Raw genomic sequence first — 12,618 nt, forward strand, 5'->3', positions numbered from 1 at the left:
CGTGGCGGCCGTTGAAGAATCTGGCTTTGGTCAGCCCGGAGTGCCGCCATCGCTGTAGCCGTTGACACCACGGACCAGTTGTCACTGGAGTCACATGTCTCAAGTGCTACCGGGAAGGAGGCCCAGCGTGATCACCACAACCATGGGCGCCTCCTCCCATGAACTCACCCGGGCACGATAGGGCCTGGATCGTTCACCGGGCGAGTCGCCTCCTGAACCGGAGGCTTCCTTCATGTTTCGACCTGCATCAATTTCTGACCTCGATCTTCTGCTTTCTGCGCGCGCCGAGGACCCCGTAGGGATCATCGACGTGGAGCGCTACCGCCGCGAACTCGAACTCCATCAATATCGGCCCGAATGGAGCTGGCTACACGAAATCAACGGGCGGCTCATAGCGCGCGCCTTGTGGTGGGGACAACCCCACTCTGATTATCCCGTCTCGCTGGATTGCCTCTGGGTAGACCCGTCAATCACTGACCCGGGCATCATCGCGGGCCGCCTCGTCGAGGCCGGGCACCACGCGTTGCGCGCGAGCGGCATCGATCGCCTTCCCGATCTGAATATGGATGTCCCTCAAAACTGGCACGACGACCCGCGTGCCGTCGCAGCAGTCAAGTGGCGCCAAGACGCCGTCGTGTCCGCTGGGCTGACTGAGACCATTGAAAGGCTCAGCTATGCCTGGACGGGGAACAAACCCACACCTAAGCGCAGCGACAGGCTGACCTTCACCCCTGCTGATGATCGGGTGTTCCTTGAGATCTTCAGCGAGGCCGCCCAAGGAAGCCTGGACATACACACACAGGCAGACTTGGCAGAGCTTGGACCGGACGTTCAAGCAGCGGACGATCTCGATTTCTACCTGGGGCTTCCCGGTGATCGACAGATGTGGCGAATCGCCCAGAATCTGAAGGGAGATCGCGTTGGGTTCATCATTCCTTCCCGGAGTGCCTATAACGCGAGCGTGAGCTATCTCGGAGTAGTCCCAGAGCATCGTGGACATGGTTTCGTCGATGACCTCCTTGCGGAAATCACGATCATGCACCGGGACAACGGTGCACCCAGCATCACGGGTACGACTGACACGACCAACGCTCCGATGGCGGCGGCTTTTCGCCGCGCCGGATATGACGTGACCGCGGTCCGCATAGTCTTTGGGCCCCATCCCGCCAATATTCTTGGCACAGCATGATGTGGATCGGTCAACGCGACCGGAGTGCACCGATAGAGGGTCCCCAGCGGAACATGACGAGCTGACGTGAGTGCAAACTGAGTTTGTTTCTTAATCGCACCTCCGACCGAGCGGCTTACGGGACACTCCGAATATTCCTAGGTGCGACAGCCCTAAGGACAGTGCCAGCGTCATTTTCATCTTGTTTGGCTCCCGCATGTGCAGCGACTTGGAATTACCCACCATGTACTAATGCCAGTCGGTTAGCAGATTAGGATTGAAAATCAGCAATCAACTTGACAGGTGAACGATGAGTCTTTCAAAGGCCTACCCACATGGCCCTAGGCTGAGTTTCCGTGACTTCACGGCGGAGGACATCCCGGCTGTGCACGAGTTCACCTCAGATCCTGAGGTTACTCGCTGGTCAACATGGGGACCGAATACTTTAGAGCAAACAATTTCCTTTGTTAAGGATGCGGCCCGTGCGCACCTGGAAGAGGGCCGATCAGCGTTTTCACTTGCTGCTGTTTTGGAGGGTAAGACCATTGGCTCTGTGGCCATTTGGACTACCGATCCATACGATCACAACGGAGAGCTTGGATACACCTTCCACCGCTCCTACTGGGGAAACGGCTATGCCACCGAAACTACGGTCCAGCTACTTAAATTTGGGTTCGATACGCTCAAACTGGAGCGAATCAGCGCCACCTGCCATCCTGGCAACATCGGTTCAATTCGAGTTCTAGAAAAGAGCGGGTTCACCCTAGAGAGGCGGCTTCGTTCCCACCGATTGGTGCGAGGAGTTCGCAGGGAGTCTATGCTCTATTCCATTTTGCGCGATGAACACGCCAGCGTAAGAGCCGAGACAATAACTGACTTGGAAAACGACGAATCACGTTAATCCCACTCAAGGTTCGGCATGCGGGAGGATGTGTGAAGTGAACCAGCCCGCTGCGGTGGGGCCTAGGCTGAGGGCATGATCTTCTCTGTGGTATTTCTTCTTGCCTGCTACGTTCTGCTGATCATTGTCATCGTGCGATGTGCTGATGGCCGGATCGGCGTCAACGGTCTGGCAGGCATTCGGATATCTTCGATCATGGCTACCGAACAAACATGGATCGCAGGCCACAAAGCCGCTAAAAGGCCATCACTAACAGGAATTTATTGCGCCATAATTTTCCTACTTCCAACTCTCTTTGTCCCGGGGAAAGCGCTGCAAGCAGTCTTCCTTCTCGGATCGTGCCTCATCATGCTCATCGGCGTCATCGCTGGTGCATCCGCAGGATCAAAGGCAGCAAAGTTAGCTCTAGAAACACGGCACTAGCACCGGCAATGCTCGATATAGAGCAAACGTACCCCGCTCGGCGTTCCGGCTAAGGGACCGATCGCGGCACTACCGATCAAGATATGAACTAGCTACTGCTGGTGGGTTCCTAACGGGCGGAGACTAGGATATTGTCTGCGATCTTCGTCCATCCTGGTTCAAGTTTTCCGGTATCCGAGTCATCTCCGAGAAGAATCGTGGACAGGGAGCCTTTTAGCGAAGACATACTTACGATGTCACCGCTGCGTTTCGTATCGCTACAGCCAACCTGCCACTCATCGTCTGCGTCAGGTAGAACAACGGCCAAACACGTCGTTTTGGCATCCTCGCTCTGCAACGCGAAGTACTGCACCCCGTCTCTCGTGGCAAGGAGCCGCGAGCTGTCTCTGTCCACCTGTTCCTGCATAGTGACGAATGCGGGCAACGCATCTTCGGTCGTGGCCGCACGGTCCAGAGCCTTGAGTCCGGACTCGGCCGAACAGCCACTCAGCAGAAGGACCGCAATACTCGCCGCCATGACGAGCGGAAATGACAGAAGTTTCATTTTTTCTCCCCAAAGTTCGATTTCACTTGACGCTACAGCATGTGCCCTGCAGTCAACCAAAACAATACGAAGCCATGCTGCCCGCCAAAGTTTCCCGTAGACGTTCGGTGGATTCTGGCGGTCATTGCAACAGGAGGGGTTCGATCAGTTCGATCGGTTTCGTGAACTCTAGTCGTTTGCGTGGTCTGTCGTTGAGTTCAGCGGCGACCCAGTCAAGATCCTGGGCACTGTGGATGCTCAAATCAGTCCATTTGTGTTCTCGTTGATACCACGCTGCCAGGGCGAATACGGGTCGCAAAAGTAGATCTCGATGCCCGTATCAATCTTCACGGTTTTCCAGTCCCGTATTTCGATGCCTTGATCCCAGGTCAGGGAATGTCGCAGTGCTTGCGGGAGTGTTTTGATCTTCGCGGTCAATGCCTCACGCATCTGCTCCCCTTTGTACCCCTGGGGTAAGTGGACGAGCATCGTGTAGTTGGTGTTGCGTTCCACCAGGGTCCCAATAGCGGTCTGGTTACCCTTGCCAATGATCAAATCTCCTTCCCAATGTCCTGGTACGGCACGGTCTTGCGGGAGGTGCGCCGCACGGCCCGCCCAGTGCGTAAATACGCGACCAGATCCCGATTCAAGGCTCCCCTGGACTGGTCGTACAGGGACTGGTAAATAGTCTCCGGTGACACCTGCATCTCCTCTTCGTTGGGGAACTGGACGCGTAATCGTCCTGCGATTTGTTCCGGTGAATACTTCTTGGCAAGGTCCGCTTCCACCACTGTACGCAGGGCTATGTTCGTGTGGAGTTTGGCCGGTTTCGGCCGGCTGGCACGCTCGTAGGCGAGCATGTGGGCCGAGGTTGCCCGGTAGGCGGTGCCGGGTTTCGTGTTGCGTCTCAACTCCCTGGATACCGTCGAGGTAGACCGGCCAATAACCTCCCCGATCGCTCTCAAGGACCGTCCCTGGGCGCGGAGAATCGCGATCTCTTCACGCTGAGTGAAGGTCAGGCACCGGCCCTTTAAATTCCTGCCGCGGCGTGGCCGCACACCAACAGCGTTAGCCACAACAGTGCGCCCGGTACGCCTACTGGTGTTGATCGGAATAACGGCATCAGTGATGAAATCACCTGCCTGCATCCATGCCCAAAAGACCTGCAGTAGATCCGGCCGGAAAAGGATTGAATAGTTCGCCATAGCAACACTCATTCACTAAGTGTTGCAATCACCGCAAGAACCCAAGGTTCCTCGCGCGCGACCGCCGCTATGTGCTAGTGACCATAGTGATATCGGCATCCGGCAATGCGATTTTCATCATCGTCGATTTTGTACACTAGGCGATGTTCGTCGGTGATTCGTCGCGACCAGTAGCAAGGCAAACCGTGTTTCAACGGTTCCGGCTTTCCGATGCCTTCGTTTCCGTTTCGTGCGATAACCCGCAGTAGGATGATGATGCGTTTGAGGACCTTACGATCCTGTGTCTGCCACCACTCATAGTCCTCCCATGAGTCCTCGTCCCAGACCAGCTTCATTCTGTGATGTCGTGCTCGACGCCCTTACCAGATTCGAGGCGTTCTATTGCGCCGAGGAGTCTCCTGGCATTCGTGGGGGATTTCAAGAGGTACGCGGTTTCTTTGAATGACTGATAATCATCTAGCGAGACGATGACTACTGGTTCGTGACCCGCGCGAGTGATGATGACTTCCTCACGGTCATCGACCACAGCGGTCAGCGTCGCAGCGTAGTGTGCTCGGGACTCTGAGTAGGTCATTGTGCGCATAATATTTCTTTCTTGTTGTACAACTTATTGTACGAACTTGATTGATGTCCCGCGAAGGTTGGCACTATGGACAGATCTAGGGCTTGGTAGTAGTGGAACGAAATTACACGATAGAACGCTCCATGCTCAGTAAATTATGTTGCCGTTCTGTGGGTCCATTCGAAGCCCTGTGTACCGAATTATCCGGCTGGTACAGCTGTGCGCGAGCCACATCCTCCGCCGCGGTGCATGTGGAGTCCCTCTTGAAAGATAAAAGAACGTCAAACTCCCAATTAGCCTGTGGACAGACCCAGAAGATAGGGATGCACTCTCCCTTCTTCTTTTAGTTTTCCACGACGACCGGCTGCGTGTTCCCTCGCAGGGTAACGAGCTCTGATTTTGCTGTATGGGGATTGCTGCTTCAGGCCACTCCACCGGGTCGCTGGCGTTTCTATGAGATCTTCTTGTAGAGCCGACCCACATAGAGGTACTGAATACCGCCGTCGTCTACAAATGCGAACTCAAGCACACGACCAATGATCTTGCTCAGGAACCGGGCAGGACCGTTAGGCACCAGGGGAGCGCTTTGTCGAGGTGATTTGATGCCCCCGAGACTAACCTTGGCCACTACAGAAATCGTGAGGGCATTGGCATCGTCAGCACGGACCTCGAATCGTTGGGTACCGGATTCGTAGTCACCGACAACACGGCCCAAATCGATGGGGATGCTGCTATCGATGGGGTTCTCGCTGGGGCCGACAAGTCCCAACTCAGAGGCGACATCCACCATCAGTTCCCGCTCGAGGGCTGCAAGTCCGGGTGAATTGCCCAGAACCACTAGTGCCAGCCCATGCTCTGGAAACGTATCAAGATAGGCGGACTGGCCAAAGGTATCCCCGTTGTGTCCAACGGCTATAGTGGGACCCCACTTTTCCAGCATCCAACCCGTCGCCCAGCCCACTGTGACGCTATTAATTCCCCTCAGGTCTACCTTCTGGGAACGCATGAGACGTGCCGATTCTTCACTGAGCAGTCGTTCACCGGTCAAAGCTAAGCCGTCGCGTAGATGTGCGGCAGCGAACCGCAGCAGATTATCGGCGGTACCAGTCACAGCGCCGGCTGGTCCTAGTGAACGCGGCAGTGCCCAGACCGGGGTCGGAAAATACTTTTCTGTCCTGGAATGGTCCGGGGTTTGAAGGTGACCTACTGCGACACGGTGCAACGGCGCGTCCTTCGTTTTCGTAATGACCCCCTCCAAGCCCAGTGGTACGAGGATGTGATCAGCGATGGCCTCATCCCAGACCTTGCCGCGCAGCACCTCGACGATTCGGCCCAGTAGAACGTAACCGGAGTTACTATAGCTGAGCGGGCCACCGACGCGTGAGGTGATGTCAGCTGTGCCCAAACGATTGACGTACTGTTCCACGCAATCATCTCCGTCGCCAGTGTCAGTAAGGATGTCCCCATCAATACCGCTAGTGTGGCTCAGCAGCATTTCGATCGTGATGGCTTGAGCCGCCGTGGAATCCGCCAGTGTGAAGTCCGGCAGTACCTCGTCAACACGTGTGTTCAGTGCTAGAAGTCCTTCATCTACGAGTTGCATGATGAGCGTGGCGGTCCACACCTTAGTGATCGACCCGTATTGATGCAGTGTGTCCGCTGTGAGTTCAACTCCAGTCTTAACGCTGGTAACCCCCGAGCACATTGTCCTAATCTCGGCAGAGCCCTGGTCGGTTAGCTGCAACACTCCAATTTGCACGCCCGGGACTTGGTGCCGGCCAGCAAGTTCCTCGATCCGCGTTTGCCACCGCTCACTGCTGAAGAATCCATTGGGAAGGCTTCTTGATTCCACCATTATTGTCATGTTCTTCTTTATCCCTTTGTCTTTATGTTTGTGGTTTTTAGGGCGATTCGCCCCTATCTGCTGTGATAGCGGGGTGTGGCGACCACACCATTTTTAAACGCCCAAACAACGGCCTGAAGTCGATCCCGAACACCCACTTTGGCCAGGATTCCGGCGACGTGGTATTTCACCGTAGTGGACTCGATGAAGAGCTTGCTTGAGATCTCCGGGGTAGAAAGGCCTTCGCACAAGAGGGTGAGAATTTCTGTCTCCCGGGCTGTGAGCGGGACCACTAGAGAGCGGGATGGGTTGATCGGTGCAGCGGTCCGCTTTGCGAACTCTTGCAGCACCCGACGGGTCAAACGCTGGTCAAGGGTGCCTTCACCCCTGGCCACAGAACAAACTGAGCTCAGAAGCGACTTCTCATCTGCCCCCTTGAGCAGGAAACCGGACGCGCCGGCTTCAAGAGCACCAAACACGTAATCGTCAAGCTCAAAGGTGGTCAGCATAAGCACACCTGTGGTGTTCTCCAGATCACCGGTTATTGTCCGTGTTGCTGAAATCCCATCGAGACCAGGCATCCTAATATCCATACAAATAACGTCTGGACGTTGCTCACGCACCAGCGCCACGGCCTCATATCCGTCTTGTGCTTCACCGACAACACGAATGTTCGGTGCAGCACTCAAGATAACGCTCAGACCTGCGCGGACAATCGCTTGGTCATCGGCTATCGCCACTGTGATACTCATAGCTGACCTTCGTAGGGAATGATTAAGGTATTAACCCAACTGCCATCTTTTACGGATCCTGTGCGAAGCCGTGCGCCAAGAAGCTCGGCGCGTTCGGCCATGCCGATCAGCCCATACCCTGCTCGTGCTGTCTCTGGTTTCCTGTGCATAAGTAGATTCGGTCCGTTAGTGACCGTCACCCGCAGCGACGCCGTTCCGTAGTCGATCTGAACAGCTCGATGTGTGCCGGGAGCATGGCTAAGCGAGTTCGCCAGTGATTCCTGGACCATCCTGTAGGCAGCAATCCCCGCAAGTGGGCCAAGATCTCTTGGAGTACCACTTTTCTTTAGGTGCACGCTTGTGCCTGTTGTTGACGCCTGTGCAACGAGCTCCGGGAGACGCTCGATCGAGGCGATGGGAGCAAGTTCACTTTCCCCGTCGGCGCGAAGGAGACCAACGGTTTGACGCAGATTATTGAGCGTGGTTCGCGCAGCGTTCTGTATCTGCCGGACGTACTCCCCAGCTTCCTGAGAATTGGATATCCTCAGTGTCTCTGCCGCTTGGGCGCTGACAATGATGCCCGTTAAGTGATGAGCAGCAACGTCGTGCAATTCACGTGCCATCAAGGCTCGTTCACGCAACACTGCTTCCTGTGCTTGGTGCTCCTTCTCATACTCAGCAGCCTCAGCACGCTCACGGAGTGCCTCCAAAAGCCGGGCTCGTTGGCCAACGATCTCTGCTGTCACAACTCCCAATCCAAAGACCAAGACGTTGCGTGCCAGCGCGAATGCTAGAACAAACTCAGAAGGAACCAGGGTGCTTCTCTGCACAGCGATCATAGTAATGATCACAGCAAGGACGCTGAGACTGGCCGGGGCTAGGTAACGTCCCCGGCCGGTGCTCGTGCTTGCGTAGGAGAACACAGCGATCATCACCGCAACGGTGCCCGTGCCAATTTCACCGGAAGAGACCAGAAGCGTGACGGCATCCAATACCGTTACGAACAGCAACACGGTCAAAGGAAAACGGTGCCGGGCCAGTAGCGCGAACGCCTGGGCCAACATAAACACCCCCGGTAGTAAGCTGTGCGGACGCTGGCCTGAACCGTCTTCGATCAAAGCCACCCCCAAAATGTAGCCAAGCGCCAGCAGCGCCACCACCACTACGGGAGTAAACTGCCAGAGCACGCTGCGAATGCGGGCGTGTGAAAACGTAGATGCCATAACCCTATTCTCAGCTACCTCAGCACGCAGATATCACGGGTGCGCATAGCGGCGCCTGCTCCCGCCAGAACCACGGCAACCAGAGCAGCTAAAACAGCAAGCGCCACCACTGGCGGGAACCCTCCGTTTATGGGCGACGAGATAGCGCTTTGGGCAAGAGAAAGCGGCATGATCTGCGCCCAGAGGGGAAGAGTTCCGCTCACGAGTTGAGCAATGGATTGGACAATAATTTCAAATAGGAGCAGACCCAGCATGGTCAATATCCCCACCACCTGGTCACGAGCGAGAAGACCGACGGCCAAGCCCAATAACACAAGTAGCGTCACCACCACCGTGCCTCGCACCAGCACCAAAATCAGCTCCGGCGTACTCACAAGCAGTTCGGCGCCTGCTAGAGGTAGGGAAATTATCAGTGTGAGCAGATTTATCGCCGCGTATACAAAACCGACAAGAAGTCCGGTAAGCGCCAAAGCGCCAATTTTTGCTACCAAAATCAGCCCCCGGCGCGGTTGCGCCAGTGCTGTAGTGACGATACCGCCGAAGCGATAATCACTGGTACCGGCAAGCACACCTAAAATTACGACAGCCAGTACGGCAATACCCAGCGATCCCGAACCTGTCGAAGCACCAAGTGGACTCAACGCAGCAAGTTGAGCCGCATGAGATTCCAATCCGAAGTCCGGCAAAGCTACCCCGAGGGTGTCAAGGCCTGGTCCTATAGCACCAGAGGCGAGGGCAGGAAGAAGAGTCAGAAGTGTAATCTGCGTCAGGATGAGGCCAACAACGCCGATTATGACAGCAACTTTGACCGCGGTGGTCGTCGTCAGTTTAAGCAGTTCTGCGCGGATCATCAGCACACCGCCGAGCTTTTAGCCGTGAGGTCAAGATAAAAACTTTCGAGGTCCCCACCATAGGCTGCAACGACGTCGTTCAATTTCCCCGCCGCCGCTACACTGCCATCAGCGATAACAACAATGTCATCAGCAACAAGGGCTACCTCCGAGAGCACGTGAGAAGACAAGAGAACTGACCCACCGCCGTCGGCGAACGAGCGAATGAGCTCTCGCAACCAGTGCATCCCAGCCGGATCCAGCCCATTCGTGGGCTCATCAAGTATCAGGATCGATGGTTCACCAAGCAAAGCCGCTGCCAGGGCTAAACGTTGCCGCATACCCAGCGAATATCCCCCTACACGACGCTCGGCTACGGAACGCAACCCTACTTCCTCAAGTACTGAATCGATACGATCCTTCGAAACATCAATCTGTGCCGCGAGGATCCGCAAGTGTTCGCGGCCAGTCCGGCCAGGGTGCAGCCCTCCTGAATCAAGGACAACACCGATGGTGCGAGCCGGCCGATCAAGATCACGGTACCTCCGGCCGTGGATAAGTGCCTCACCGTTATCAGGGAAAGTAAGCCCAAGGATCATTTGAATGGTTGTGGTCTTGCCCGCCCCATTGGGCCCCAAAAGACCGACGACCCGAGTCTCGAGGACGTCGAAAATAACATTATTGACCGCTGGTTGGCCGTTGAAGGACTTAGTTAGCCCTCGAACGGCCACCGCTGGTGCGCTAGATTTGTTCATTTCTTCAGCGTACGGACACCCACATATCCACCGCCCCCTCCGCAAGAACAGTCCTAAACCTAACCATGAGTGTAGGGCGCTGCGTGCTTGGACGGGCAAGGCTGGTTCTTACCTATTCAAGCGGACTGTGAATACCAGCTGTCCCCGAAACGAAGGAACATCATTATGATTCACGAAACAGAGCCTGATGGAACCGCTCTTGATGCGAAAACCTCTTCGTCTAAAAGACCATTCATTGCCATAACAGTCGCGACCTTACTAGCAGTAGCCACTATAGGCGCCGGCATTTGGTGGGGAGCAGGAGCCCTGACCCCTACAAGCCCGGCTGGCACCTCGATCGGCAACCGCGTGGTACAAAAACATTTAGATGGTCTGATCGCCCGTGGCTTTCCCGCCGCACTTGCATCATTAACGCATCCCAGCGGGGATCACGAAGACTACGTCTCAGGAGTGGGGGATCCAAAATCCGGCGAAAAGGTACCCACCAACGGGGAGGTACGGATTGGCAGCAATACTAAGACGTTCACCGCCGTCGTAGTTCTCCAACTGGTCCAGGAGGGACTCGTTGAGCTCGATACTCCCATCGAGAGCTATCTACCGGGTTTACTTCGCGGTCAAGGCATCGACGGCGCCACGATCACCGTTCGGCAGCTGTTGCAGCATACGAGCGGTCTTCCCGAGTACACAAATGAAATTGCTTTGGAGCTGCAAAAGATACGACACACTTACTTCTCTCCCCGGGACCTCATTGATCTCGCGCTCCGTCAACCAGCACACTTTGGCCCGGGGAAAAGTTGGGAATATAACAACACCAACTACATCCTGCTGGGCTTACTCATTGAGAAGATGACCCAACGCCCCATCTTCGAGCAAATCACGGAGCGCATCACAGAACCACTGGATTTCAAACATACCTATTTTCCAGAGGTTGGCGAACAGGACTTCAGAGGTGCACACCCCGCAGGCTTTCACCCGGATGCCAAGGGCACACAGACCAACGTGAGCCGCCTGGATCCCTCGTGGGGATGGGCAGCCGGACAAGTCATCTCCACCCCCAGCGAACTCAATGAGTTCACCCGAGCAGTGCTCGATGGCCGTCTACTCGGCCCAGAGATGCTGGCAGAGATGAAAAAGACAGTGCCCAGCGATGACAGCCTCTGGCCAGGAGCGGAATACGGGCTCGGTCTGCAAAGCTATCCTCTTAGCTGCGGCGGGGTAATTTGGGGTCACGGTGGAGATATCCATGGCTTCCAGACCCGCAATGGCGTGGCATCCGATGGCACTGCTTTCAGCGTTGCAGTGACTTCGCTGCCCTGGGCCTTCATCAATATCAAGGACGAGGAGCTCCTTATGAAAACCTATAAATCCGTCACCGACACTGTAGATGCGGCTTTCTGCCAGAAATGACGCTGAGTGTTTAAAGGATCTGAAACTGATCGGCTTTCCTTATGCTTAAACTCTCAGGCGCAAGAACTTCCCAAGCCTCGCATCAAAGGAAACTCCTCTGGAACACTCGGAGGGCTTCCTGCATGGTGACCTGAATGGCTCTCCAATATCGGGTGTAAGTGCGAGGCCACGAGTGGTTGTCATGGATAGAGAACCTATGCTGCCAGATCGACGTGAACCGTTCCTTTGAATAAAAGGAAGTTCTCACTAGATGTCCCCAGGGACAACCAGAGGAGAACGGGGCCTTATAGTAAAGGATGCGACTAACCCGACGCCGTGACAGGCCACACCTTGAGCAATGGTCGTCCGTCATCCTGATTTCGCTTCTGTCAGCAGGGCTCTGGTTCGGTTGGTTCGGCTGGGATGGCGAGTACCAGTACGATGCGGCCACTGGCGAAATGACTGGGCCGTACGAAATTTGGCAGGCAGTAGCGGCGTTCCTGTGCGGCGTCGTGGTGGTAGGGCTCGCTTACAGGCTCTTGCGTTTTGTCGTTGCTTTGTTGGTAATTCCCGTTTCATTCACGCTCGCGTGGATGAGCACTGCCTCCGCCATGGATTCGAGCGGCCTGTGGGTTGTCGGGGCGATACTTGTTGCCCTTGGTACTACTTTCGGTACAGCTGGCATGCTTGGCACCGCTGCAGCAGTCGAGGCTATAGGCAACAGGCAAAGAACCTCCGCTATCCCGAGCGAGTGATACTTGGCGTGTCCAGTAGCCCAGGGTAAATCTCTGAAACGCAAACAGTATCCCGGCGGATGGCCCTGCAGGACAGGACGATTTGGGCCACGAAAGGCTGCGAAAAACGGCTCTTATTACTTTTCCGTGGACGTGAAGGAAGTTAAGGCGCGCGGATTGCGCCCACTGAAGAGCCCTGGGCTCATAAGGGGTGTCTGCACACTCACGCCGAAAGCATCCAGTACGCCGGCCGTATACCGAACTGTGTAGTCAGGCGCACACGGAAGCTGAAAAGTCGCCCGATGGAAGTTCCCGTGGGGAACGCTCACCGGTC

The 12,618-nt window shown here is 55.7% G+C and carries 13 protein-coding genes and 1 pseudogene; 5 read left to right on the forward strand and 9 right to left on the reverse strand.

The window, feature by feature from the left end:
• Positions 1 to 232: 232 nt before the first annotated feature.
• The 3 genes from AAFM46_RS03425 to AAFM46_RS03435 all read left to right on the forward strand — a co-directional run bounded on the left by AAFM46_RS03425 (position 233) and on the right by AAFM46_RS03435 (position 2,492).
• Positions 233 to 1,189, forward strand: a complete 957-nt coding sequence (locus AAFM46_RS03425; protein ID WP_343319579.1) for a GNAT family N-acetyltransferase — start codon at positions 233 to 235, stop codon at positions 1,187 to 1,189.
• Between the two features lie 289 nt (positions 1,190 to 1,478).
• Positions 1,479 to 2,069, forward strand: coding sequence for a GNAT family N-acetyltransferase (locus AAFM46_RS03430; RefSeq protein WP_343319581.1), 591 nt, complete (start codon positions 1,479 to 1,481; stop codon positions 2,067 to 2,069).
• 75 nt (positions 2,070 to 2,144) lie between these two features.
• Entirely contained in the window at positions 2,145 to 2,492 is a 348-nt protein-coding gene (locus AAFM46_RS03435; RefSeq protein ID WP_283530753.1) for an SdpI family protein, read from the forward strand.
• A 109-nt stretch (positions 2,493 to 2,601) separates the two neighbouring features.
• On the opposite strand, the gene AAFM46_RS03440 is transcribed toward AAFM46_RS03435, so the two are convergent.
• The 9 genes and pseudogenes from AAFM46_RS03440 to AAFM46_RS03480 all read right to left on the reverse strand — a co-directional run bounded on the left by AAFM46_RS03440 (position 2,602) and on the right by AAFM46_RS03480 (position 10,164).
• Positions 2,602 to 3,036, reverse strand: coding sequence for a hypothetical protein (locus tag AAFM46_RS03440; RefSeq protein WP_283530752.1), 435 nt, complete (start codon positions 3,034 to 3,036; stop codon positions 2,602 to 2,604).
• 121 nt (positions 3,037 to 3,157) lie between these two features.
• Positions 3,158 to 4,073: pseudogene (locus AAFM46_RS03445) on the reverse strand (IS30 family transposase).
• 221 nt (positions 4,074 to 4,294) lie between these two features.
• On the reverse strand, positions 4,295 to 4,555 hold the full coding sequence (locus AAFM46_RS03450) for a Txe/YoeB family addiction module toxin (protein ID WP_283530751.1): 261 nt from the start codon (positions 4,553 to 4,555) through the stop codon (positions 4,295 to 4,297).
• Positions 4,552 to 4,803 (reverse strand): type II toxin-antitoxin system prevent-host-death family antitoxin, encoded by a 252-nt coding sequence (locus AAFM46_RS03455; protein WP_283530750.1) that lies wholly within the window; start codon positions 4,801 to 4,803, stop codon positions 4,552 to 4,554. The genes AAFM46_RS03450 and AAFM46_RS03455 overlap by 4 nt, the downstream gene beginning before the upstream one ends.
• A 430-nt stretch (positions 4,804 to 5,233) precedes the next feature.
• Entirely contained in the window at positions 5,234 to 6,646 is a 1,413-nt protein-coding gene (locus tag AAFM46_RS03460; RefSeq protein ID WP_343319583.1) for a serine hydrolase domain-containing protein, read from the reverse strand.
• A gap of 53 nt (positions 6,647 to 6,699) precedes the next feature.
• Positions 6,700 to 7,377, reverse strand: a complete 678-nt coding sequence (locus AAFM46_RS03465) for a response regulator transcription factor (RefSeq protein WP_343319584.1) — start codon at positions 7,375 to 7,377, stop codon at positions 6,700 to 6,702.
• Positions 7,374 to 8,579, reverse strand: a complete 1,206-nt coding sequence (locus AAFM46_RS03470) for a histidine kinase (RefSeq protein ID WP_343319585.1) — start codon at positions 8,577 to 8,579, stop codon at positions 7,374 to 7,376. The genes AAFM46_RS03465 and AAFM46_RS03470 overlap by 4 nt, the downstream gene beginning before the upstream one ends.
• A 14-nt stretch (positions 8,580 to 8,593) precedes the next feature.
• On the reverse strand, positions 8,594 to 9,436 hold the full coding sequence (locus AAFM46_RS03475) for a hypothetical protein (RefSeq protein ID WP_343319587.1): 843 nt from the start codon (positions 9,434 to 9,436) through the stop codon (positions 8,594 to 8,596).
• A complete protein-coding gene (locus AAFM46_RS03480) occupies positions 9,430 to 10,164 on the reverse strand; it encodes an ATP-binding cassette domain-containing protein (RefSeq protein ID WP_283530745.1) in 735 nt (244 codons plus the stop codon). Before AAFM46_RS03480 ends, AAFM46_RS03475 begins: the two co-directional genes overlap by 7 nt.
• 165 nt (positions 10,165 to 10,329) lie before the next feature.
• Here AAFM46_RS03480 and AAFM46_RS03485 point away from each other — a divergent pair, with 165 nt between their 5' ends.
• Together AAFM46_RS03485 and AAFM46_RS03490 are read left to right on the forward strand one after the other, a co-directional pair.
• Positions 10,330 to 11,571: a serine hydrolase domain-containing protein gene (locus AAFM46_RS03485; protein ID WP_283530744.1), complete on the forward strand. Its 1,242-nt coding sequence runs from the start codon at positions 10,330 to 10,332 to the stop codon at positions 11,569 to 11,571.
• A 296-nt stretch (positions 11,572 to 11,867) separates the two neighbouring features.
• Entirely contained in the window at positions 11,868 to 12,305 is a 438-nt protein-coding gene (locus AAFM46_RS03490) for a hypothetical protein (RefSeq protein ID WP_283530743.1), read from the forward strand.
• Positions 12,306 to 12,618 lie beyond the last annotated feature (313 nt).

Source organism: Arthrobacter sp. TMP15 (genome assembly GCF_039529835.1).
Lineage (GTDB): Bacteria > Actinomycetota > Actinomycetes > Actinomycetales > Micrococcaceae > Specibacter.